This window comes from Arthrobacter sp. 05T47 (assembly GCF_056395825.1).
The window spans coordinates 43,742-67,749 of the sequence record NZ_JBFTKG010000002.1 but is presented as its reverse complement, the minus strand read 5'-3'; the positions used below and the strand labels follow the sequence as shown (position 1 = coordinate 67,749).

The 24,008-nt window shown below is 67.2% G+C and carries 16 protein-coding genes; 14 read left to right on the top strand and 2 right to left on the bottom strand.

The features are described from left to right. Window positions 1–26: 26 nt before the first annotated feature. The 4 genes from AC1DEY_RS02375 to AC1DEY_RS02360 all read left to right on the top strand — a co-directional run bounded on the left by AC1DEY_RS02375 (window position 27) and on the right by AC1DEY_RS02360 (window position 5,230). Window positions 27–461, top strand: coding sequence for a hypothetical protein (locus AC1DEY_RS02375; RefSeq protein ID WP_476866616.1), 435 nt, complete (start codon window positions 27–29; stop codon window positions 459–461). A gap of 452 nt (window positions 462–913) precedes the next feature. Beyond that, the gene (gene groES / locus AC1DEY_RS02370; RefSeq protein ID WP_028275747.1) at window positions 914–1,210 is read left to right on the top strand and encodes a co-chaperone GroES; all 297 of its coding nucleotides are present in this window, start codon (window positions 914–916) and stop codon (window positions 1,208–1,210) included. Between the two features lie 80 nt (window positions 1,211–1,290). Then, entirely contained in the window at window positions 1,291–2,901 is a 1,611-nt protein-coding gene (gene groL, locus AC1DEY_RS02365) for a chaperonin GroEL (protein WP_223980133.1), read from the top strand. A gap of 250 nt (window positions 2,902–3,151) precedes the next feature. Next, entirely contained in the window at window positions 3,152–5,230 is a 2,079-nt protein-coding gene (locus tag AC1DEY_RS02360; protein ID WP_476866615.1) for an acyltransferase family protein, read from the top strand. Window positions 5,231–5,277: 47 nt separating this feature from the next. Here AC1DEY_RS02360 and AC1DEY_RS02355 read toward each other — a convergent pair whose 3' ends face one another. Continuing rightward, window positions 5,278–5,499, bottom strand: a complete 222-nt coding sequence (locus tag AC1DEY_RS02355; RefSeq protein ID WP_476866614.1) for a DUF389 domain-containing protein — start codon at window positions 5,497–5,499, stop codon at window positions 5,278–5,280. A 679-nt stretch (window positions 5,500–6,178) separates the two neighbouring features. On the opposite strand from AC1DEY_RS02355, the gene AC1DEY_RS02350 reads away from it, so the two are divergent. The 3 genes from AC1DEY_RS02350 to AC1DEY_RS02340 all read left to right on the top strand — a co-directional run bounded on the left by AC1DEY_RS02350 (window position 6,179) and on the right by AC1DEY_RS02340 (window position 12,015). Further along, window positions 6,179–8,269 (top strand): acyltransferase family protein, encoded by a 2,091-nt coding sequence (locus tag AC1DEY_RS02350; protein WP_476866613.1) that lies wholly within the window; start codon window positions 6,179–6,181, stop codon window positions 8,267–8,269. Between the two features lie 214 nt (window positions 8,270–8,483). Beyond that, the gene (guaB, locus tag AC1DEY_RS02345) at window positions 8,484–9,995 is read left to right on the top strand and encodes an IMP dehydrogenase (RefSeq protein ID WP_476866612.1); all 1,512 of its coding nucleotides are present in this window, start codon (window positions 8,484–8,486) and stop codon (window positions 9,993–9,995) included. Between the two features lie 169 nt (window positions 9,996–10,164). Further along, a complete protein-coding gene (locus tag AC1DEY_RS02340; RefSeq protein WP_476866611.1) occupies window positions 10,165–12,015 on the top strand; it encodes an ABC transporter ATP-binding protein in 1,851 nt (616 codons plus the stop codon). Here the strand turns inward: AC1DEY_RS02340 and AC1DEY_RS02335 are convergent. Continuing rightward, window positions 12,002–12,634, bottom strand: coding sequence for a hypothetical protein (locus AC1DEY_RS02335; protein ID WP_476866610.1), 633 nt, complete (start codon window positions 12,632–12,634; stop codon window positions 12,002–12,004). The two genes, AC1DEY_RS02340 and AC1DEY_RS02335, sit on opposite strands and share 14 nt — an antisense overlap. Window positions 12,635–12,688: 54 nt before the next feature. Here AC1DEY_RS02335 and AC1DEY_RS02330 point away from each other — a divergent pair, with 54 nt between their 5' ends. The 7 genes from AC1DEY_RS02330 (at window position 12,689) to AC1DEY_RS02300 (ending at window position 24,002) form a co-directional block, all read left to right on the top strand. Beyond that, entirely contained in the window at window positions 12,689–13,825 is a 1,137-nt protein-coding gene (locus AC1DEY_RS02330; protein WP_476866609.1) for a GuaB3 family IMP dehydrogenase-related protein, read from the top strand. Window positions 13,826–13,917: 92 nt separating this feature from the next. Further along, on the top strand, window positions 13,918–15,669 hold the full coding sequence (locus AC1DEY_RS02325; RefSeq protein ID WP_476866608.1) for a glycerol-3-phosphate dehydrogenase/oxidase: 1,752 nt from the start codon (window positions 13,918–13,920) through the stop codon (window positions 15,667–15,669). An 89-nt stretch (window positions 15,670–15,758) separates the two neighbouring features. Next, complete coding sequence (locus AC1DEY_RS02320; protein ID WP_441407904.1) at window positions 15,759–16,247, top strand: PTS sugar transporter subunit IIA; 489 nt, start codon at window positions 15,759–15,761, stop codon at window positions 16,245–16,247. A 76-nt stretch (window positions 16,248–16,323) separates the two neighbouring features. Further along, a complete protein-coding gene (locus tag AC1DEY_RS02315; RefSeq protein WP_476866607.1) occupies window positions 16,324–17,259 on the top strand; it encodes an SURF1 family protein in 936 nt (311 codons plus the stop codon). Beyond that, window positions 17,256–17,765 carry a DUF3817 domain-containing protein gene (locus tag AC1DEY_RS02310; RefSeq protein WP_476866606.1) on the top strand — a complete coding sequence of 170 codons (510 nt, stop codon included), beginning with the start codon at window positions 17,256–17,258 and terminating at the stop codon, window positions 17,763–17,765. Before AC1DEY_RS02315 ends, AC1DEY_RS02310 begins: the two co-directional genes overlap by 4 nt. Before the next feature lie 141 nt (window positions 17,766–17,906). Continuing rightward, window positions 17,907–19,496, top strand: a complete 1,590-nt coding sequence (gene guaA, locus AC1DEY_RS02305; protein ID WP_476866605.1) for a glutamine-hydrolyzing GMP synthase — start codon at window positions 17,907–17,909, stop codon at window positions 19,494–19,496. A 315-nt stretch (window positions 19,497–19,811) separates the two neighbouring features. Continuing rightward, on the top strand, window positions 19,812–24,002 hold the full coding sequence (locus tag AC1DEY_RS02300) for an AAA family ATPase (RefSeq protein ID WP_476866604.1): 4,191 nt from the start codon (window positions 19,812–19,814) through the stop codon (window positions 24,000–24,002). Window positions 24,003–24,008: the final 6 nt, after the last annotated feature.

Genomic DNA, 24,008 nt, shown 5'->3' with positions numbered 1-24,008 from the left:
GGACCACGGGGGCTAGGCTTGACGGCATGGAAGACAGCGGCACAGGCGACAGCATCTCAGAGGACACAGCCGGGCAGAACACAGCCGGATACGACGACGACGGGCAGGAGCGCACGAGCCCGCAGGGGCTGGCCCGCTACGCCAAGCCGGCGCTGATCGCCGGCGCTGTGATCGCCGTCGTCTGCATCGCCTTGCTGGTGATCATTTTCTTCCTCGATTCCTTCAATGCCACCGTGTATTCGGTGGGCGGCAAGAACGTCCAGGACGCCACGGACGAGGCGCGGGCCATCCGCGACACCTATTCCGGTGCCCGGCTCGGCGGCATCATCTTCCTGATCGCGGGCGTGCTCCTCGCCGCTGCCGGCGCCGTGCTGACGTACCGGCACCGAAATGACGAGGGCCAGGACGCCGACCCGGACGACGGCGAGGACGTCGACTTCGAAGACCTCGCCGGCCAGTAGCCGCAGGCCGGTTCCCGCGTCCGGGGTGGTGCTAACGTGCATCCCCCGGGCGGGACATGCCCGTTTCTCGGTTCGAACAATGGGCATGTCCCCTGTGGCAGGGCTAATGCGTTGCACATGTCCACGGCCCGGCTCTACCAATGAGCATGATGCCCGGGTGCCCACGGGCCGCGACGAAGAATGGGCATGTCCCGCGAGAAGGCCCGGACCCGGCGGCGAAGAATGGGCATGTCCCGTGGGAAAACATGTTCACCCGGAACGAATTTCTGGCACTCGCCTTGACCGAGTGCTAACCATGTACATAGAGTCGTCATTAGCACTCTCCCTAGGAGGGTGCTAACACATGAAGCGCGTTCCGCCAGGCTCGCTGCCGGCACCGCGACGACGGTCTGTGCGCCATGGCATCGCCGCTTCATAGTCCACGAATTTGCTGACGAAAAGGAGAGGTCCGAGTGTCGGTCTCTATTAAGCCTCTTGAGGATCGTATTGTTGTCCGCCCGCTCGAAGCCGAGCAGACCACGGCTTCCGGCCTGGTTATCCCGGACTCCGCGCAGGAGAAGCCGCAGGAAGGCGAAGTTGTTGCAGTAGGCCCCGGCCGCTTCGATGACAACGGCAACCGCGTTCCCGTTGACGTTGCCGTCGGCGACGTCGTCATTTACTCCAAGTACGGTGGAACCGAAGTCAAGACCGGCGGCACCGAGTACCTCGTGCTCTCCGCCCGCGACGTTCTGGCGATCGTCGTAAAGTAACTCTCTTGGACCCCCGCGCAGCCGATCCTTCGCATTGAATGGATCAGTTGCGCGGGGTTCTGTCTTGAAAGGACAAAACCATGGCAAAGCAGCTTGCGTTTAACGACGCTGCCCGCCGGTCGCTTGAAGCCGGCATCGATAAGCTCGCCAACACCGTCAAGGTCACGCTGGGCCCGCGCGGCCGCAACGTCGTACTGGACAAGAAGTGGGGCGCCCCCACGATCACCAACGACGGCGTGACGATCGCCCGTGAAATCGAGCTGGACGACCCCTACGAGAACCTTGGCGCGCAGCTTGCCAAGGAGGTCGCCACCAAGACCAACGATGTTGCCGGTGACGGCACCACCACCGCCACCGTTCTGGCCCAGGCCCTGGTCAAGGAAGGCCTGCGCAACGTGGCTGCAGGTGCCGCACCGGGCGAGATCAAGCGCGGCATTGAGGTTTCGGTCGAGGCCGTCGCCGCCCGCCTGCTGGAGAACGCGCGCCCCGTCGAAGGCACGCAGGTTGCCAACGTTGCCGCCATCTCCGCCCAGAGCGACGAGGTCGGCGAGCTGCTGGCCGAGGCGTTCGGCAAGGTCGGCAAGGATGGTGTGATCACCATTGAGGAGTCCTCCACCACGCAGACCGAACTGGTCCTCACCGAGGGCATGCAGTTCGACAAGGGCTACCTGTCCCCGTACTTCGTCACCGACGCGGAACGCCAGGAGGCAGTCCTCGAGGACGCCCTGATCCTGATCAACCAGGGCAAGATCTCCTCGGTGCAGGACTTCCTGCCGCTGCTGGAAAAGGCGCTGCAGAGCTCCAAGCCGCTCTTCATCATCGCCGAAGACGTCGAGGGCGAGGCCCTGTCCACGCTGATCGTCAACCGCATCCGCGGCACCCTGAACGTCGTCGCCGTCAAGGCGCCGGGCTTCGGCGACCGCCGCAAGGCCATGCTGCAGGACATCGCCACGCTCACCGGCGCCCAGGTTGTCTCCCCGGAGCTGGGCCTGAGCCTGGACACCGTTGGCCTTGAGGTGCTCGGCACCGCACGCCGCATCACGGTCACCAAGGACAACACCACGATCGTCGACGGCGCCGGTTCGGCCGAGGACGTCGCCGCCCGTGTTGCCCAGCTGCGCGCCGAGCTGACCCGCACCGATTCGGACTGGGACAAGGAAAAGCTGCAGGAACGCCTGGCCAAGCTGGCCGGCGGCATCGGCGTGATCAAGGTCGGCGCTGCCACCGAGGTTGAGCTGAAGGAAAAGAAGCACCGCATCGAGGACGCCGTGTCCTCGACCCGCGCCGCCCTCGAAGAAGGCATCGTGGCAGGCGGAGGCTCCGCCCTCATCCACGCGCTGAAGGCGCTTGACGAGGACGCTGCGGTCCAGGCCCTCGAAGGCGACGCGGCTGCCGCCGTCGGCATCGTCCGCCGGGCCCTGACCCAGCCGCTGCGCTGGATCGCCCAGAACGCCGGCTTCGACGGCTATGTTGTCGTTGCCAAGGTGGCCGAATCCGCCGTGAACCAGGGCTTCAACGCCAAGTCCGGCGAATACGAAGACCTGATCGCCGCCGGCGTGATCGACCCCGTCAAGGTGACCCGCGCGGCTCTGCGCAACGCGGCCTCCATCGCGGCCCTGGTCCTCACCACGGAAACCCTCGTGGTGGAGAAGCCGGCTGACGAAGACGAGCACGCAGGGCACAAGCACTAAGCTCAGCCCGAGTAGAACGGACGGCCCGGCATCCTTGCCGGGCCGTCCTTTTTTCTGCCGCCGCATCTTCGGCGTCGCCGGGCTCGCGTTCGCCCCACCCCCGCCTCGACGCGTCCCCTTGCCAGGCCTTCACTGGAAATTCCCAACTTGGCATGCCTCAATGGAGGTCTATGGCCTCGACGGCGATTGGCCATGAAAATTACGTTTTGGTAACATGGACGCTTTGGTTATCTGGTTGAGGGGTTGTTCTATGACACAGCAAAGGACCCTGCCCCTGCCTGCCCGCCACAGTGCCGCGCACAGGGCGGGCCAAAGCGCCGAACGCAAGGACGGCCGAAAGTCCACGTTCAGGCCCGAAATCCAAGGGCTCCGGTCCCTGGCCGTCCTGATGGTCATGAGCTACCACATCTGGCTCGGCCGGGTCTCCGGTGGCGTGGACGTATTCCTTTTGATCTCGGCGTTCCTCATGACGCTGCAGTTCGTCGGCCGCTACGAGCAGGGCCGCCCCATGGCCCTCCTCAAACATTGGCTGCACCTGTTCCGGCGCCTCGTCCCGGCTGCCGTCACCGTCCTGGTGGCCGTACTCGCCGCGAGCATCCTCTTCCTGCCCCGGACCCGCTGGCTGGAAGTCATCAACCAGGGCTGGGCCTCCCTGTTCTACGCCGAGAACTGGCTCCTGCAATCCCAGGCCACGAACTACTACGCCTCGGACCACAGCCAGGCCAGCCCCTTCCAGCACTTCTGGTCCCTCTCGATCCAGGGGCAGATCTTCATCCTCTGGCCGCTCATCTTCGCAGGGGCGGCGCTCCTCGCCAGGCGCTTCAAGCTCCGCTACCGCGTGCTGCTGTGCTACATATTCGCCGTCGTTTTCCTGGCTTCTCTTGCCTACTCAATTGTCTTCACCCAGGCGAGCCAGACCGAGGCGTACTTCGACACCTGGGCACGGCTGTGGGAGTTTGCCCTCGGCACCCTCGTGGCTTTGGCCCTTCCCTCCATGCGGTTGTCCCGGGGCTGGCGGCTGGCACTTGGCTGGCTGGGTATTGTGGCCATGCTCAGCTGCGGCATCCTCCTGAATGTCCAGGCCTCCTTCCCCGGCTACGTGGCACTCTGGCCCACTCTGGCCGCAGCGTGTGTCATCGCCGCCGCCCAGTCCGGCAGCAAGCTCGGCGTCGACCGGATCCTCAGCTCCAAGCCCCTCGTCAGGCTGGGCGATATCTCCTACGCCCTGTACCTGTGGCACTGGCCGGTCCTGGTCATCGCGCTGGCCGCGACGGACAGGGACCACGCGGGCCCGATCGCGGGCGCCGTCATCGTCGCCGTTTCGCTGGTTCTCGCATATCTCACCACCCGCTTCGTCGAGAAACCCTGGCGGGAATGGAAGTGGCCGGAGGTGCGCCGGCGTCGGGCCGGCGTGGCCATCGCAGCGGCCGTGACAATCGCCGCCGTGCCGCTCGCCGGCTGGCAGCTCCAGATCAATTACGCCATGGCGGCCGCCTCGAGCCAGGCCTGGGCCAACAATCCCGGTGCCCGGTCCCTGGACCCCGGCTACGTCGACGGCTCTGACAAATCCGCCCCGCTGCTTCCCACCCTGGCCACGGCCGCGGAAGAATGGCCCCAGTACGCGGGCGGCTGCACCGCGGATGAGAAGGAACTCACGAACGTCTGCAACAACGGCAAGGAACATGCCGCCAAGACCGTCCTGATCATCGGCAACTCCCATGCCCACGTGTGGGCGACCCCCATCCTGGCGATGGCCGAGAAGTACGGCTGGCGGGTGGAGGCCATCACCAAGGGCTACTGCCCGGTGACGGTGGGCCCGGCCAACGGGCTCTCGGACGGCTGCCTGGACTTCAACAAGGACACGCTGAAGAAGGTGCTCGAGATGAAGCCGGATGTCGTGGTAACAACCAGCACCCGGACTGACCCGGAGCCGAGCAACACCGAGTTCATGGACCCGGGGTGGGTTCCGCCGATCAAGTCCATCAACGACGCCGGCATCCCCGTCGTCGCGCTGCGGGACACCCCGCGCATGCACGAGGCCGTCCCCGCGTGCCTCGAGAAGAATCCCGACAACTACGCCGCCTGCGGATCGACCACTGCCGAGAACTATCAGGCCGCTTCGCCCGACGCTGCCGTGGCCGCGCAGTTGCCTGCCACTAAGTTCCTCGACTTCAGCCGGTACTTCTGCCAGGACGATGTCTGCCCGGCCGTCATCGGCAACGTGATGGTCTACAAGGATGACAACCATGTCACCCGGACCTACATGGAGAGCCTCGCCCCGGACTTCGAGACCGAGTTCATGGCAGCAACCGGCTGGAAGGCCGGGTAGGGGCCGCGGCTGTCCTTCCCGGCCGGCTGCGGGCACCCAGCCGGCCGTCAGTGCCGTGAGCGGTCGGCCGTGAGCCGCAGCCGCATTGCGGCATCCGGCGGCAGCCGCTTGGTCACAAGACGATAAAAAACCAGGACCCCGACGGCGGCCACCACGATTCCCACAAGGTTCAGGAAAAGCTGGAGCGCGGAGCCGGCCGCCTTTTGATACTCGCCCAGGACCAGAGCCACGGCCACAAACCCGGCCGCCGGCACCGTGGTGACCGACATGAAAACTCCGATCAGCGCGGCCGAGCGCCGGCTGGAAGCCGACACTGAGGGCCAGCGCCGCGTCGCGTCCGAGCGTGCGCTGGCGCCGGACCACGGCCACGGCCAGCGCAGCCAGCGGCCCGAACTCCGGGCCCACGGCCATGGCACCGACGATCGCAATCGTCTAGTTCGTCACGATGCCGATGGCCGCCAGCTGGGTCGCCAGGACCAACAAGGAGAAAAGTCCACGTCAGGCGCGAATCTTCGCCGGTCTGCCGGGACACCTCGTCCCAGGTCACAGCGTCCGCGCCCTCGCCGGGTGCCTCCGCCTCCGCCCGGTCGGACCGGTCCGAGAGCACCAGGTCAGGCTCGAGGACCGAAATCGATCCCTGCTGCTGGACATCGAGGACGTGGAGCTTCTCCACCAGCGCCTCCACGGATTCGCGCGCCAGCAGGACTTGGACCACGTCCCCGGGCGGCAACACGGATGCACCATTGGCCAGCGCGACCTCCGAGACGCCGACGTGACTTGTTCAACTTTCGACAACAACTCCGGACAACTCACCGGGGACACAAATGCGCAGCTGCACGATCACTTAGCAGAGCCTATGGAGGGCTTCCGAGGGGCATCCGGCAATTGGCCAAGAAAGTTACGTTTCGGTAACATTGATGTTTTAGAAGCCGGCCTGAAGGGTTACTAGTGTCGATCTCGCGAACCACAGCCACCCCGCCAACAGCGGATGCGGGTTCACGGACGAGCCGGAAAACAAGTTACCGTCCCGAGGTCCAGGGCCTGCGCGCCCTCGCGGTGCTCATGGTCGTCACCTACCACGTGTGGCTGGGCCGGGTCTCCGGCGGCGTGGACATCTTCCTGCTCATTTCGGCATTCCTGATGACGCTCAGCTTCACGCGGAAGGTCGAAAGTGGTGCGCCGCTCCGGCTGCTGCACCACTGGCTGCATCTGCTCAAGCGCCTCCTGCCCGCCGTCGTCGTGGTGGTTCTCGGCGTCCTCGCCGGCACCTGGGCCATCCTGCCGCAGAGCCGCTGGCCCGACGTCCTGGACCAGGCCTGGGCCTCCCTGCTGTACCGGCAGAACTGGCTCCTGGCCGACAGCGCCGTGGATTACTACGCCCAGGACCACTCCGGCGCGAGCCCGCTGCAGCACTTCTGGTCGCTCTCGATCCAGGGCCAGGTGTTCGTGCTCTGGCCGCTCGTGTTCGCCGGCATGGCACTTCTTGCCGGCCTGCTCCGTCGGCTGCGCCGGACCGGCCAGGTCCATGTCCTGCTGCGTTACCGCTCGCTGCTGGCCGCGGCCTTCGGCGCCATCTTCGCAGGGTCCCTGGCCTACTCGATCCAGCAGACCGCCACCAACCAGGCCCACGCCTACTTCGATACCGGCGCCCGGCTCTGGGAGTTTGCCCTCGGCTCGCTGCTTGCCCTCGCCCTGCCTTACCTGAAGCCGGGCAGGATGCTGCGCGTGGTGCTGGGCTGGGCCGGCCTGGTGGCCATGCTCTCCTGCGGGCTCCTGCTGACCGTGGACCGTTCGTTCCCCGGATTCATCGCGCTGTGGCCCACGCTGGCCGCCGCCGCGATCATCACCGCCGGTCAGAGCGGCAGCCGCTTCGGCGTCGACCGCTTCCTGACCTGGAAGCCCCTGGTGGCACTGGGGGACAACTCCTATGCGCTCTACCTTTGGCACTGGCCGCTGCTGGTCTTGGCCCTCGCGGGGGCGGGCATCACGGCGCCAAACCTGTTCCAGGGGCTGTGCATCGTGGCCGCATCCCTTGTCCTGGCAGTGCTCACCACGCGCTTTGTCGAGAAGCCGCTGCGCGAGTGGCACTGGCCGAAGCGGCGCGCCTGGCGCACCGCCGTCGTGATTGCCGCCTGCGGTGCCTTGATGGCGGGTCCGGTCTCGGTGTGGCAGAGCCAACTCGTCGCCGACGAGGCGGAGGCGGCCTCCCAGCCCAGGGAGCTGACCCCCGGCGCTGCCGCCCTGGCGCCGGAAAACGCCGGCAAGCCCACGCCGGAGGCGAAGATCATCCCCGCGCCGGCCGCGATGAAGAATGAGTGGGCCGACATCGATGGCCTGTGCACGGACGAAAACACCACCAGCGACCCGCTGCTGCAGGGCTGCCTGCAGAACAACAAGCCGGACAAGGTCAAGAAGCGGATCGTGGTGCTCGGTGACTCGCACGCCCAGCAGTACATGGCGGCGCTCGGACCCATCGCGAAGAGCCACGACTGGGAAGTGGTCACGCTCCTGAAGGGCAACTGCCGCTTCGGCGGGGAGTCCCTGGAACGGGACGCTGACTGCAACGCCTTCAACAGCGCCAGCACGCAGTACGTCCTGGACCACCGCCCCGACGCCGTGTTCACGGTGGCGTCCCTGACGCACAAGGATGCGCCGTTCGAGACCGAAGTGCCGCAATACCTGGAGGGCATCAAACCCTTCACCGACGCCGGCATGGACGTGGTGGGCATCCGCGACAACCCCCGCTTCAATGTCAACATGCCCGAGTGCGTCCAGAAGAACGGCAAGGACGCCACCGAGTGCAAAGTGCCGGTGCAGGAATCGCTTGCGGGGTCCTCGCCACTGGATGCCTACCGCGGCCAGGTGCCCCGGCTGTCCCTCATGGACATGAGCGATTTCATCTGCGCCGACGGGACCTGCCCCGCGGTGGTCGGCAACGTGTACGTCTACAAGGACGACAACCACCTGACCAAGACATACGTGCAGACCATGATCCCCATGTTCGAAAAACGGCTGCTCGCCGCCACCGGCTGGAAATAGGCCCCGGCGCTCCCGGCGGAGCCTCGCGGGCATGGGACTGCTCACATTCGCGCCCACATTACCGCCCCGGAATATGGCTATCGCCGCCAAGGTTCTACTATTTATTCAACACTTCTGCATGACCTTCTGCACAGGCCAGACCCGTAATGACGGGCTGGTCATCAGTTGCAACCCCTACCCGTGAACCCCGTAACCCAAGGTAAGAGGCGCACTCATGACCGAGCCCGAACACAATCCCTTCGCCCTCATCGGCCTGACCTACGACGACGTCCTGCTCCTGCCAGGCCACACCGACGTGATCCCCTCGGAGGCGGACACGTCCTCGCGCATCTCCAAGCGCATCACCGTCCAGACTCCGCTGCTTTCGGCCGCGATGGACACCGTCACGGAGTCCCGCATGGCCATCGCCATGGCACGCCAGGGCGGCCTCGGCGTCGTGCACCGCAACCTCTCCATCGCCGACCAGGCCGATCAGGTGGACCGGGTCAAGCGCAGCGAATCCGGCATGATCACCAACCCGCTGACCATCGGCCCCGAGGCCACGCTCGCCGAGCTGGACGAGATCTGCGCCCGCTACCGCGTCTCCGGCCTTCCGGTCGTGGACGAAGGCAACAGGCTCCTGGGTATTGTCACCAACCGCGACACCCGCTTCGTGCCCGAATCCGACTTCCCGCTCCGGCTGGTCAGCGACGTCATGACCAAGATGCCGCTCGTCACAGGACACGTCGGCATCAGCCGCGAGGAAGCCTCGCACAAGCTGGCCACGAACAAGATCGAAAAGCTCCCGCTCGTTGACGAGCAGGGCCGGCTCAAGGGCCTGATCACCACCAAGGACTTCACCAAGGCCGAGCAGTACCCGCTCGCCACCAAAGACGAGGAAGGGCGCCTGCGCGTTGGCGCCGCGATCGGCTTCTTCGGCGACGGCTGGGAGCGTGCCATGACGCTCATCGACGCCGGCGTGGACGCCCTGTTCGTGGACACCGCCAACGGCCACTCCCAGGGCGTGCTGGAGATGATCCGCCGGCTCAAATCCGATCCCGTAGCCGCGCACGTGGACATCATCGGCGGCCAGGCCGCCACCCGCGAGGGCGCCCAGGCCCTGATCGACGCCGGTGCCGACGGCATCAAGGTCGGCGTCGGTCCCGGGTCCATCTGCACCACCCGCGTGGTGGCAGGCGTCGGCGTCCCGCAGATCACCGCCATCTACGAGTCCGCGAAGGCGGCCATCCCGGCCGGCGTTCCGCTGATCGCCGACGGCGGCCTGCAGTACTCCGGCGACATCGGCAAGGCGCTCGTCGCCGGCGCCGACACCGTGATGCTCGGCTCCCTCCTGGCCGGTTGCGACGAATCCCCGGGCGACCTGATCTTCGTCAACGGCAAACAGTTCAAGAGCTACCGCGGCATGGGCTCCCTGGGCGCCATGCAGACCCGCGGCAAGAACACCTCCTACTCCAAGGACCGCTATTTCCAGGCCGACGTCTCCGGCGATGACAAACTCATCCCCGAAGGCATCGAGGGCCGGGTCGCCTACCGCGGGCCGCTGTCGTCCGTGGCGTACCAGCTGGTCGGCGGCCTCCGCCAGACCATGTTCTACACCGGAGCCCCGACAATCCCCGAGCTGAAGGCACGCGGCAAGTTCGTCCGCATCACCGCCGCCGGGCTCAAGGAATCGCACCCGCACGACATCCAGATGACGGTCGAAGCCCCGAACTACGGKTCGCGCTAAGACCGCCACGGCGTGAACCGGGTGAGCCCGCTGAAACCACAGTTTCGGCGGGCTCACCCGTTTCCGGACTCACCCGGTTCCGGGTGCGGCCGGTTCCCGCGCCAATGCCGGGCCGTTCCGGCGGGGCACTGCCCGCGCCGGCTCCGGATCCCGGAACTAGGCTGGAGGCATGTCCGAACTCCTGCCGGCACGCGAGCCCAAACGCAAGCTCGCGCTCAGGCCCTACGCCCGGGCCGTGGCCCAGGTTCTGCGCGTGAGCTTCCGCGCCTCGCCGGCCGCCGTCGTCATGAAGGTCCTCGGCTCGCTGATCTCGGCCGTCCTGCCGCTGGTCACGACGTACTTTGCCGCGCTGACCACCACGTCCCTGGCCGCCGCCTACGCGGGCAACGCCGCCGCCGGCAGCCAGGCCATCATCTACGTCATCATCACCGCGGTACTCGGGCTCTTTTGGGGATCGTTCAGCAGCCTGGACCGCTACATCCAGCAGCTGATGAGCTTCCGGGTCGGCGCGATCGTCGGGGACCTCATGTACGAGCGCTTCCTGACCCTGGACTTCTGGCGCTACGACGACAAGGAGACCGTGGACCTGTACGACCGGGCCAAACGCTTCTCCGACTCCTATGCCCGGGTGCTGGACCGGATCGCGGCCATCTTCACCCAGCTGGTGTCCGTGTTCCTGGCCATCGGCGCGCTGCTGCTGGTCAGCTGGTGGATCGCCGTGATCGTCCTGGTGGCGATCGTGCCCAGCGTCTACCTGCAGTTCAAGCTCTCCCGCGAACAGATCGCGCACTGGAACACCCAGGTCGATTCGCGCAGGCAGCGCAGGATGATCGAGACCAACCTCCTGCGCCCGCAGCACATCGCAGAGATGCGGCTCTACGGGATCGTCGGCCACCTGATGGGACTGCGGTCCCGGCTGCGCGACGCCGACGAAAAGCGCCGGCTGGACTTCCAGAAACGTTACATTCCCAGGCAGCTCGCGGCCGATGCCCTGCAATACGGCGCCGAGGTGGTCTCGCTGATCTGGGTGGTGGGCCAGATCATCGCCCGGGCCCAGCCGGTGGGGCAGTTCCTCTATGTCCAGCAGATCGTCAGCCGCGCCCTGTCCACCGCCAACAACCTCGTCTCCTCGCTCAGCTCGATCGATGAGGACCTGGCCAACCTCAAGGACTACGAGCTGTTCATGGCGCTGCCCGTGAAGTCGGACCACGCGCCGCCCCTGCTGCGGGCGCCGGAGACGGTGGAACTGCGCGACATCCGTTTCACCTACACCGGCAGCGAACTGGAAGTGATCCGGGGTATTTCAATGACCATCAGGCAGGGCCAGCACATCGCGATCGTGGGGGAGAACGGCGCCGGCAAGTCCACCCTGATCCGTATCCTGGCCGGGTTGTACCGTCCCGATTCCGGGCAGGTGATGCTCGACGGCATGGACCTCGCCGCCGTCGACGTCACGTCCTGGCACCGGCACCTGGCGGTGCTCAGCCAGGAGTTCCTGAAATACGAATTCGCCACCGCGGCGGAGAACATTTTCTTCGGCGACGTCGATTCGCCGCGCGACGACGGACGGATCCGCCGTTCCGCCGCGGATGCCGAGGCCCTGGAATTCCTCAACAAGCTGCCCAACGGCCTGGACAACCACGTCAGCAACTGGATGGAGGATCCGCGCGGCCGGAAGGGGTCCGGCCTGTCCGGCGGCCAGTGGCAGCGCCTGGCAATGGCGCGGAACTTCTACCGCGGCGCCACGTTCATGGTGATGGACGAGCCGACGTCGGCCATCGATGCTCTGGCGGAGCACCGGATCTTCACCCGGCTTTTCGCCGACCGCAGCAGCACCATCATCGCCATCAGCCACCGGCTCGCCACGATCGAGAAGGCTGACGTCGTCTACATGCTGGAGGACGGCCGCATCGTCGAACAGGGCACCCACAAGGAACTCGTGGCGCTCCGCGGCCGCTACTTCCGGATGTTCGAGTCCCAGCTGAGCGTCCCGGACGCCGAGAACGTCAGCGGGGAGTGAGCGGGGCTCCCTCGATGGTGGTCCGCACGCGGGCCAGGCTGGGTTCGGGCGGGACACTGCTGAAGCCGAAGCCGACGGCGGGCCGGACGGCGGCGAGCGGTCCGGCGTCGTCGCCCTCCCAGCTGACGGCGGCGGCGTCGATCCGGTGCAGATCGGTGACCCCGTAATACTCCCGCCGGCCGCCCTTGGCCGTGCCTGCGGTGCGCGCGCCGGGGACTATGAGGGCCGCCACGGGGCTGACCGCGCGCAGCCAGCGCGGATCCACCGCCAGGGCCCGGGGGAGCCGCCGGGCCACGGCACCGAGCCGGGTGCGGGACCCGAGCCGGGCACGGATCCGCAGCGGACCGGCGTCGACGGCGAGCTGCCCGGCCTCACAGGCGGAGGCCACGGGCAGGATGCGGGTTTCGTCGAAGTTGTAGACCGCGCCGATGAAGTCGCCGGCCTCGACACTTGGAGCGAGCAGGATCCGGTGGCCCGACGGCAGCTGGACCATCGCATCGGTGAAGGGCCCAAACGGGGACCGCATCCACAGGCCCACCACCGCGCGCAGGCCCGATCGGGTGCCGATCCCGGCAACGTGTCCCTCGAAAATCCAGCGCTGTCCGTGTCGCCAAAGCATGACGCCACAGTACGTCGAAGCGGCGCCCCGCGTCTGCTGGGATAACCTAGAGCAGTGACTTACGAGATTGAGATTGGCCGAGGCAAGCGTGGGCGTCGTGCCTACTCCCTGGATGACATTGCGATCGTCCCCAACCGACGTACCCGTGACCCCAAGGACGTCTCCGTCTCCTGGCAGATCGATGCCTACAAGTTCGACATGCCGGTCATCGCGGCGCCGATGGATTCGGCCATGTCGCCGGAAACCGTCATCGCTCTGGGCCGCCTCGGCGGACTCGGTGTGCTCGACCTCGAGGGCCTGTGGACCCGGTACGAGAACCCGCAGTCAGTGCTGGAAGAGATCGCAGGCCTCGCGGACGAGACCAACAGCCCCGCCGTCACCCGGCGCATGCAGGAGCTCTACCAGGCACCGATCCAGCCCGACCTGATCACCTCCCGCCTCGCCGAAATCCGCGCCGCCGGCGTCACCGTGGCCGGCTCTCTGACACCCCAGCGCACGCAGGAACACTACAAAACCGTGGTGGCCGCCGGCGTGGACATCTTCGTCATCCGCGGCACCACCGTCTCGGCAGAGCACGTCTCCAAGGACCACGAGCCGCTGAACCTCAAGCAGTTCATCTACGAACTCGACGTCCCCGTGATCGTCGGCGGGGCGGCCGGCTACACCCCGGCCCTGCACCTGATGCGCACCGGCGCCGCCGGCGTCCTGGTCGGCTTCGGCGGCGGMGCRACCACCACCACSCGCCGCGCCCTGGGCATCCACTCGCCGATGGCCTCCGCCATCTCCGAYGTYGCCGCSGCCCGCCGSGACTACATGGACGAGTCCGGCGGACGCTACGTCCACGTGATCGCCGACGGCGGCATGGGATCCTCCGGTGACATCGTCAAGGCCATCGCCATGGGCGCCGACGCCGTGATGCTGGGCAGCGCCCTGGCCCGCGCCGACGAGGCGCCCGGCAAGGGCTGGCACTGGGGGCAGGAAGCCCACCACCTCGAACTGCCCCGCGGCGACAGGGTCAACGTGGGTACGGTCGGGCCGCTCGAGGAGGTCCTGTTCGGACCGGGCCACCACACGAACGGCACCTCCAACCTGATCGGTGCGCTGCGCCGTTCAATGGCAACCACCGGCTATTCGGACCTGAAGGAATTCCAGCGCGTCGACGTCGTCGTCTCGCCGTACGCCGGCAACTGAACCCCAGTTGGGCGTTGTTTGGCCCTGCCCATCCGGGGGACTTGGACGTAGTCTGGTGCCCTAACGAGGTTTGACCCGGATGGAGGCGTGACATGAACAGTTTTCCCGGCGGTTCAGCCGTGGCCGGAGGTGCCCTGGGGCCTGCCGAACGCGAGGCATCAATCTCTGTGCTCAGGGGCAGCACAGCCCCGGGTAAAGAGCTCGACATCCTGATCGTGGGCGGCGGCATCGTGGGCGCCGGCGCTGCCCTGGACGCGGTCACCCGCGGGCTCAGCGTAGGCATCGTGGAGGCCAACGACTGGGCCGCGGGAACGTCGTCGCGTTCCTCGAAGCTCATCCACGGCGGCCTCCGGTACCTCGAAATGCTCGACTTCGGCCTGGTCAAAGAGGCCCTGCACGAGCGCGGCCTCATCCTCTCCGTGCTGGCACCGCACCTGGCCCGTCCCGTCCCGTTCCTGTACCCGCTGCACAAACCGTTCCTGGAACGGCCCTACATCGGCGCCGGCATCGCGCTCTACGACGCGATGTCCATCACCGGCGGGCACAGCCGCGGCGTTCCCTTCCACAAGCACCTGACCCGGCGCGGAACCCTGCGCGCCGCCCCCAGCCTCAAGGACGACGCCTTCGTCGGCTCGATCCGCTACTACGACGGTCAAGTGGACGACGCCAAGTACGTCGCCAACCTCGTGCGGACCGCGGCGCACTACGGCGCCCACGCGGTCAACCAGATGGCTGTGGTCGACTTCCTGCGCGAAGGCGAGCGTGTGGTCGGCGCCAAGGTGGTCAATCACGAGGACGGCTCGAGTTTCAACATCCGGGCCAAGCAGGTCATCAACGCCACCGGAGTCTGGACCGACGAGACCCAGGCCATGGTGACGGACCGCGGGCAGCTCAAGGTGCGCGCCTCCAAGGGTATCCACCTSGTGGTGCCSCGSGACCGSWTCCAGTCCACCGTGGGACTGATCCTGCGGACCGAGAAATCCGTGCTGTTCGTCATCCCGTGGGGCCGGCACTGGATCATCGGGACCACGGACACCGACTGGCACCTCGACAAGGCCCACCCGGCGGCGTCCAGCAAGGACATTGACTACCTGCTGGAGCACGTCAACAAGGTCCTCAAGCGCCCCCTGACCCGCGAGGATGTCGAGGGCGTCTACGCGGGGCTGCGTCCGCTGCTCGCCGGGGAAAACGATTCCACCGCGAAGCTCTCCCGGGAGCACGTTGTTGCCCACCCGGTGCCGGGACTCGTGGTGGTGGCCGGCGGAAAATGGACCACCTACCGGGTCATGGCCAAGGACGCCGTCGACGAGGCAACGCGCAGCATGGACGAGCGCGTCCCGGCCAGCTGCACCGAGTCCATTCCGCTGCTGGGGGCGAGCGGCTTCAAGGCCGCGTGGAACCAGCGGAACCGGATGGCAGAGGAGACCGGCGTCCACGTCGCCCGGATCGAACACCTGCTCAACCGTTACGGCGCCATGGCCCCGGAGGTGCTGGCGCTGATCGCCGGCAACCCGGAACTGGCCGAGCCGCTGCCCGGCGCGGACGACTACCTGGCCGCCGAAGCCGTCTACGCTGCCACCCATGAGGGCGCCCGCCATGTCCAGGACGTCCTGACCCGCCGCACCCGCATTTCGATTGAGGCGTGGGACCGGGGTGTGTCCGCCGCTCCGGTAGTCGCTAAACTGATCGGAGACGTTCTCGGTTGGAGTGATGCGCAGCGCGAGGGCGAAATCAAGCACTATCTGGCCCGGGTCGATGCCGAGCGCCTGAGCCAGCAGCAGCCGGACGACGAATCCGCCGATGCCGCACGGCTGGGCGTCGAGGACATCGTGCCCCTGCGCTGAGCCTCAGCGCGGGCCGGCGGTGCGGACTACATCGTTAGTCATTGGACTGCCGGCCGGCGTGCTCTGACGCCACTTCGAAGGGACATCTCTTGGCGGAACCACTGGACCGGTACGACGCCGAGCTCACCACACCGGACATGGTGATCCTGGAAATGGACGCCGCGGACAAGCTCGACGCCACTTCCCAGCTCGCGGAACGCATGCATGCGGCCGGACGGATTGCCGATCTTGAGGGCTTCCTCAAGCAGGTCAACGCCAGGGAACACCAGCTCGCCACCGGCCTGCCCGGCGGCGTCGGACTGCCGCACGCCCGCAGCGAGCTCGTCTCCCAGACCTCCATCGCGGTCGGCATCACCAAGTACGGCAGGGCGCTGGACTTTGGCGCGGCGGACGGTCCGGCCACCGTGATCCTGCTCATCGCCACCCCGGCCAGCTCTTTTTCGGACCACCTTGAAGTGCTCGCGACGCTGGCTCGCTCCCTGTCGAAGGAGTCCTTCCGCGAGTCGCTGCGCCGTGCCTACGACGCCGAAGTGATCGCAGAACTCATCAATTCCAGCCTGGTGTTCTTCGACCACTGAAAAAGTGAGGACCCGGCTGCCCACTCTGATTTGGCCCGTTTCGCTGTTCTACACGGGGACGAAGTACGGTTAAGAGGTGCTGAAAACTGCCCTCAAACCCCGCTGGATCGCAGGACTCGTGTTCGCGATCGCCATTTCCGGGGTGTTTGTGCTGCTCAGCCAGTGGCAGTTTGGCCGTTCGACGCAGTCTGAAGCCCCGGTCTCCACCACCACGGAGGAAACGCGCCAGCTCATCTCGGTCCTGCAGCCGGGCGGCTTCTTCCCCGGATCAGTCGCCGACCAGATGGTCTCCGCCACCGGCAGCTACGACCCCCAGAAGCAGGTCCTGGTGCCCGGCCGCCTCAACGACGGGGCGAAAGGCTACTGGATTGTCTCCGCGTTCGCCGTCAAGGGCGCCCCGGCCCTGGTGGGCGGCGGGGCCACGCCGCAGACCTGGATTCCGGTCGCGCGCGGCTGGGTTGCGAATCCTTCGGACGCCGTGGCGCCGCCGTCGGGCACCATCGAACTGACCGGGCGGCTGTTGCCGTCCGAGTCCCCGCTGCCGCAAACCGATCCCGGACCCGGCCGCGCCAGCGCCGTCTCGGTCGCCGAGCTCATCAACGACTGGAACGTCAGCAGCTACCCCGGCTTTGTCGCCGCGACAACCGAGCTGTCCGGCGGGACCGACGTCGGGCCCCTGGCCGCTGGCGGCGACGTCAAGCCCCTCCGGATCGGCCCGCAGCCGCCCGCCCAGCAGGTCAACTGGCTGAACCTCTTCTACTCCGTGGAATGGGTGGTCTTTGCCGGCTTCGCGTTGTTCATCTGGTGGCGGCTCGTCAAGGATGACTACCGCCGGGACCTCGAAGACGCGCTCGACGAGGAACTGGCCGGGGAAGCGGCCAGCCCCGACCCCGGTGACGCCGCCGAAGAGCCCGCCTCCGGCTCGCCCGCAGACCCAACACCCGCAGACCCGAATCCCGCAGACCCGCACCCCACAGCCCCCTACCCCTCAGACCCGAGAGTGCAATCATGATCGAGCCCCAGCCCGCCATCCAGCCGCAGTCAACCAACGGCACCGGGACAGCCGGCAAGAAGCGCCGCTTCGGCGGCACCGAGGCCCAAATCCGGTCCGCCCTGAAGTTCTACAAGGTTCTTGCCTACCTGACAGGCTCCATGCTGCTCCTGCTGTGCGCCGAGCTGGTCGCCCGGTACGGCTTCGGGCAGTACCTCTTCGCCGGCGGCACCAACGCCCTCACCGGCCAGCCGTTCGGTTTCGGATTCGCCGACGCCGAACCGGCAGGAGTGATCGGCGGCGTCAACCTCTCCGTCACGGTCCTGATTGTGCACGGCTGGATGTACGTCGTGTACCTGATCTCCAACTTCCGGCTGTGGTCCCTCATGCGCTGGCCGTTCGCCAAGCTGGTGGTCATGGCCCTGGGCGGCGTCGTACCGTTCCTGTCCTTCTTCGTCGAGAAGAAGTTCCACGCCGAGGTCGAGGCCGAACTCGCGGCCAACCCGCAGGCGCCCCAGCGCTACTGAGCCCCAGCGGCAGGGGCAGGGGACCGTACGACGGCGACTGCCGCAGTCGGGCGTGTGAGATCGCTTACCTCACCCCCGATTCGGGGCCTGCGCCGGCTTCTCAATGTGCGGGCGGGCAGCGGCGCAAAGTAGTCTAGTGGGGTGACTACTCCCACTTCATCCCAGACGTCCCACAGGCCGGTTCTGGTTGTTGACTACGGTGCCCAGTACGCGCAGCTGATTGCCCGCCGCGTCCGGGAAGCGAATGTGTATTCGGAAGTGGTTCCGCATACGTACAGCACCGAGCAGCTGCTGGCCAAGAACCCCGCCGCGATCATCCTCTCCGGCGGCCCCGCGAGCGTCTACGCCGACGGCGCCCCCAGCGTCGGTGCCGACCTCTTCGAAGCCGGTGTCCCGGTCTTTGGCATCTGCTACGGCTTCCAGGCCATGGCCAACGCCCTCGGCGGCAAGGTGGCCCAGACGGGGCTCCGCGAATACGGCGCCACCGAGACCACCACCCTCGGCGAGGGCCGCTCCATCCTGGCCGGCATGCCCCAGCACCAGAGCACCTGGATGAGCCACGGCGACTCCGTCCACGAAGCCCCCGAAGGCTTTGAGGTCCTCGCGACGACGGCCGGCGCCGAGGTGGCAGCCTTCGCCAACGAAGAGAAGTGCCTCTACGGCGTCCAGTGGCACCCCGAGGTCAAGCACTCGGCCTACGGCCAGCAGGTCCTGGAGAACTTCCTGTTCAAGGGCGCCAAGCTGGAACCGAACTGGACCGCAGGCAACATCCTGGAGGAGCAGGTCGACCGCATCCGCGAGCAGATCGGCGACGCCCGGGTCATCTGCGGCCTCTCCGGCGGCGTCGACTCCGCAGTGGCCGCCGCCCTCGTCCAGCGCGCCGTCGGCGACCAGCTGACCTGCGTCTTCGTGGACCACGGACTGCTGCGCGAGGGCGAGGCCGAACAGGTCGAACGTGACTTCGTGGCCGCCACAGGCGTCAAGCTCTACGTCGCCAACGAGCAGGAGCGCTTCCTGAGCGCCCTCGCCGGCGTCAGCGATCCGGAGACGAAGCGCAAGATCATCGGCCGCGAATTCATCCGTGCGTTCGAGGAAGCCGAACTGGCGATCATCGCCGAGGCAGCTGCGCACGGTGAAAAGATCAAGTTCCTGGTCCAGGGAACCCTGTACCCCGACGTCGTCGAATCCGGCGGCGGCGAAGGTGCGGCGAACATCAAGAGCCACCACAACGTGGGCGGGCTGCCCGAGGACCTGCAGTTCGAACTCGTGGAACCGCTGCGCGCCCTGTTCAAGGACGAGGTCCGCGCGGTCGGTGCTCAGCTCGGCCTGCCGCAGGAAATCGTCGGCCGCCAGCCCTTCCCCGGCCCCGGCCTGGGCATCAGGATCGTCGGCGACGTCACCAAGGAACGCCTGGACCTGCTCCGCAAGGCCGACGCGATCGCCCGTGCCGAGCTGACCGCGGCCGGACTGGACAGCGAAGTCTGGCAGATGCCCGTGGTGCTGCTGGCGGACGTCCGCAGCGTGGGCGTCCAAGGCGACGGCCGCACCTACGGACACCCGATCGTGCTGCGTCCGGTGTCCTCCGAGGACGCCATGACCGCCGACTGGTCGCGGCTGCCCTACGACCTCCTGGCCCGGATTTCCAACCGGATCACCAACGAGGTGGACGGCGTGAACCGCGTGGTGCTGGACGTGACCAGCAAGCCGCCGGGAACCATCGAGTGGGAATAGCAATGTGAATGGCCGGCCTTTCGAGGCCGGCCATTTCATTTTGTTGCTGGCAATTCGGGCTATTCCTGGCAATTCGGGCTGAATTTTGGCCGCCCCAGTGTTGCGGCCCCGCACGTGCGGAGGATTCGGGCTACCCTCGAAAGCATGCCGGTATGGTCCAAGGCGTCCCGCGCGAGCCAGACAACCGCGAGCACACACTACGTGGCCTGGGAAAGCGCGGACGCGACACAGACGAGCGTTGATGCGACGAACGCGCTAGAGTCGAGCCCGCCACGGTCCGGCCCAGAGAAGTCGAGCACAGAAAAGAAGGCAGCAGTGTCAGTTGGTCAAGGCCACCCCGAGGGCTCCGAGGAGTTCAGGAAATGGCTGTCGGGGCTCAAACCCGTCACCGGAGCAGACACCATGCTGCGTTTTACCAAGACGCCCGAAGGCTCGATTGACCTGACAAACGCCCATCCGTCAGGGCTTGCCCAGCTGATGGCAGGCCGGCGGACCCGGCTCTCCACGCTGATCCGCGACCGGCAGCAGTACATTGTGGCGGCCCGCGCATCGCGCAACCTGCGCTCCAAGATCTTCGAACTCGCCAACGACCGCGGCATCGACGCCGGGTATTTCTCCGCCGGCACGGTGGTCTGGACGTCCGCCGTCGGGGGCAAGCCGCAACGGATCTCGGCCCCGGTCATGCTCACGGCCATCTCTCTGACGGTGCGGCCCGGCGAGGACGATTACGAACTGCAGTTGACCGAACAGGCACAGATCAACCCGGCGCTGGTCCGGCACCTCAAGTCGGTCCACGGCATCGTCTTTGACGTCAACGCGGTGACCCGGATGGCCTACAGCACGGCCCGGTACGACCCCCAGCCCGTCCTGGACCGCCTGGGCACCCTGGTCCAGCCGATTCACGGCGGCGAGGTCGAGCACAATCTGCTCGTCTCCACGTTTGCCGACCTCTCCGGCAACCTGGACGATCCGTGGATCAACGAGAACAACCCCCTCGTCACCGCACTGGCGCGGTCCGGTTCCGGTGAACGGGTGGAGGTGCCCGTCCTTGAGCCCGGCCGCTTCCCCAGCACGGATGAGCGGGACCCCGCCGAGGAGCTTTTGCTGCTCGACGCCGACACGGACCAGCAGTATGTCGTCGACGCCGTCCGGGCGGGCGACTCGCTGGTGGTCAGCAGCCCGCCGGGAACCGGCCAGACGCAGACCGTCATCAACACCATCGGCGCACTGGTGGACGGGGGCAAGTCCGTCCTGGTTGTGGGCGACAGGCGGGCCAGCCTGGCCGAGATCTCCGCCCAGCTGGAGGGCCTCGGCCTGGATTCGGTGCTCTTGCAGCTGACCGGCAACGCCAGCCCGCTGCAGCTCAAGGGCCAGCTGGTCCGGGCGATCGTCCGCAACGAGAAATCGCTCGAGCCGCAACTGAGCAACCTGCACACAACGCTGACCGGGCACCGCCACGCCCTGATGGACCATGTCGCTTCGCTGCACAATGTCCGGGCCCGCTGGGGCTGCTCGCCGTATGAGGCCATGCAGTCGCTGGCAGAGCTGACCTCCATCCAGCCGGCGCCGTCCACAACCGTCCGGCTCAAGCGCAGCGTCCTGGACAACATCCGGGACCGCGAGGAACTCGCTGGTCGACTCCGCCGCGCCGCCGAGCTTGGCGGCTTCAGCCGCACGTCAACCACCAGCCCCTGGCACGGCGCGCGCCTGCTCACGCGCAAGGAGACCCAGGAAGCGCAGAGCGTTGCCAGGACCGTGGCGGAGAAACTGCCTCTGCTGCGCGGCCGCATGGAGGCAGTGGCCGAACACGCAGAGATCCGCCTCGGCGGAACGTTCGCCGAATGGGGCGAGCAGATCGAACTGCTGGTGGCCGTGCGCGAAAGCCTCGATAAATTCACTCCCGACATCTTTGACCGGCCCGTCCACGACCTGATCTCCGCCACGGCGTCCTCCGCCTGGCGCCGGGAGCGGGGGATCGAGATGCCGTCCATGCAGCGCTCCCGCCTGCGCAGGGTGGCGAAGGAATACGTCCGGCCCGGTGTGCACATCGCGGACCTGCACAGTTCCCTGCTCCTCGTCCAGGAGCAGCGCGCCGCCTGGTCCGGCTACGCCACGACGCAGCGGCACCCTGCCGTGCCGTCCGGGCTCGGCGAAATCACCGGCCTGTACCGCGAGCTGGCAGCGGAACTGGACGAACTCGGCCAGGCGGTCAAGCACACTGCCGCCGGCGGCGATCTGGACCGCGCGCCCTACGCGGAACTCCTGGCCCGCGTGCAGCGGCTGGTCGCCGACACCGCGACCCTGGAAACCCTGCCCGAACGTACCCTGCTTGTCGAGAGCATGCGCGAGCACGGCCTGGGCGAGCTCCTCGCAGACCTCGCCGAGCGCGAGGTTCCGGAGGGATCGGTGACCGCCGAACTGGAGCTGGCCTGGTGGCAGTCGGCCCTGGAAGCCATGATCAGCGGCGATGACTACCTCGCCATGTCCGACGGCGACGCCCTGCGCCAGCTCGAGGCCGAGTACCGTCTCGCGGACAACGCCCACATCGCCAGCGGCGCTGCCCGGCTGCGGTGGAACCTGTCCGAAAGCTGGCGCACTGCCATCGCCGAGTACCCCCGCCAGGCCGAGCTGCTGCGCAGCCTGCTGAAGGACGGCCGGGTCACCCTGGCAGCCCTGGGCGGCCAGGCGCAGGAACTGCTGCCCACACTCGTACCCGTCTGGTCCGTCAGCCCCTACCTCATGACCGGTCTCCTGCCGATCGATCAGACCTTCGACGCCGTGGTGATCCTTGACGCGGAGACGACCTCGCTGCAGGCGGTCCTTCCGGCCATCGCAAGGTCCCGGCAGGTGATCGCCTTCGGCGACGAACAGATCGCCAGCCCCCGAACCTTCACCGTCGGTGTCGAGCGGCTCGCCGTGGGGGAGACCTCTTCCCAAGGCGTTGAGAGCTCATACGCGGCACTCGCTGCCGTGCTTCCCGTCCGGAACCTGAGGACCGTTTACCGCGCGGTCGATGAAGACCTGGTGCGCCAGCTCAGCAAGGGTTTCTACGCCGGAGAACTCACCCGGCTCCCCGAAGGACAAGCCGCCACGGGCCTTGACCGCTCCCTCAGCGTGGAATACCTCCCCGACGGCACCGGGCTGCCCAGCGCGGACCACGACGGCGTTGAATCGGTGGTCGCCGAGGTGAACCGCGCGGTGGAACTCGTCTTCGAGCATGCCCGGCTCCGGCCGCGGACCTCGCTGGCTGTGGTGACCGGCAGCCTTCGCCACGCCGCCCGGATCGGCGAGGCCATCAGGGCGCAGCTGCCCAACTACCCCATGCTCGGCAGCTTCTTCACGGCGGGGGAGGAGTCCTTCCGCGTAGTGGATCTGGAACGGGCCCAGGGCCTGGTCCGCGACCACGTCATTTTCTCCCCGGGCTATGGCCGTACACCGCACGGGCGCACCCTCCACAGCCTCGGCCCGCTCTCCGCCGACGGGGGACGCGCCAAATTCGCCCTGGCGATGACGCGGGCACGCCGGTCCCTGCACGTGCTCAGTTGCTTCCGTCCCGAAGACCTCGACGTCAGCCGCCTCAGCCATGGCGCCGTGGACTTCTACGAACTGCTGGACCGTGAGATCGCGGGCAATACCGACCTCGGCAGTCCCGCGTCCCGGGCCGCGGCCAGCGAACAGGCGCTCGGCGCCGATCCGCTCGTGGCCGACCTTGGCGACCGGCTCCGGGCCCGCGGGGCACGGGTGTGGCACCAGTACGACGGCGTCCTGAACATGGTGGCCGCCGCCGACCCGATGACCACGATCGGCAGGGACGACGCGGAAATTCCCCGTCCGGTGGCGATCGAGTCAGACGGGACCGGCCACTACCGGCGGATGAGCGTCCGGGAACGGAGCAGGCTGCGGCCGCAACTTCTGGAGCGGCTTGGCTGGCGTTACATGCCACTATGGACCATAGAGGTCTTCACCGACCCCTCGGCCTGCGCTGACCGGATTGGCGGCTACCTCGGGTTGGAGAAGCCTGCCGTGTCGAGCCGGCTGCTGACATCGCACGGGTTCTTCGATGACGACATCGAGCACCTGGCAATTGACGAGGCGCGCGCCGCGGAAAACCACCTGGCTGCCGAGTTCGCGGAGCGCACATTCGGCGGCCACGAGTCTTCGGCGCAGGAACACCGCCAGGGGCCGGCAACAGCAACAGCAGACAGTACAGGCAGTAAGGAGGCCGGCGGCATGAAAGCGGACAGCAACATCCAGAACAACACCGGCGATAACCAGGGCGACGCGAGGGGCACCTCCGGGCCGAAGCCGGGCGAAGTGACCGAAACCGGCGCGGAGCAGGAAGCGGCCAAGGAAACGGCCCGCCGTGCCGAGGCGCAGGCCACGGTCCCCGACGGCGTGCTGCCGAACAAGGCGGCGGAAGACGATCCCCGCCGCTGGGGCGACCAGCCTGACAACTACGATCACGACGCATGGCTCCAGGAACAGAAGCCGCCGCACTGGGGGTAAGGACGC

Bases quoted from the DNA above. Each gene is read 5' to 3' on its own strand.
- AC1DEY_RS02375 (WP_476866616.1), top strand. From the start codon at position 27: ATGGAAGACAGCGGCACAGGCGACAGCATCTCAGAGGACACAGCCGGG.
- groL (WP_223980133.1), top strand. From the start codon at position 1,291: ATGGCAAAGCAGCTTGCGTTTAACGACGCTGCCCGCCGGTCGCTTGAA.
- AC1DEY_RS02360 (WP_476866615.1), top strand. From the start codon at position 3,152: ATGACACAGCAAAGGACCCTGCCCCTGCCTGCCCGCCACAGTGCCGCG.
- AC1DEY_RS02355 (WP_476866614.1), bottom strand. From the start codon at position 5,499: ATGTCGGTCACCACGGTGCCGGCGGCCGGGTTTGTGGCCGTGGCTCTG.
- AC1DEY_RS02340 (WP_476866611.1), top strand. From the start codon at position 10,165: ATGTCCGAACTCCTGCCGGCACGCGAGCCCAAACGCAAGCTCGCGCTC.
- AC1DEY_RS02335 (WP_476866610.1), bottom strand. From the start codon at position 12,634: ATGCTTTGGCGACACGGACAGCGCTGGATTTTCGAGGGACACGTTGCC.
- AC1DEY_RS02310 (WP_476866606.1), top strand. From the start codon at position 17,256: ATGATCGAGCCCCAGCCCGCCATCCAGCCGCAGTCAACCAACGGCACC.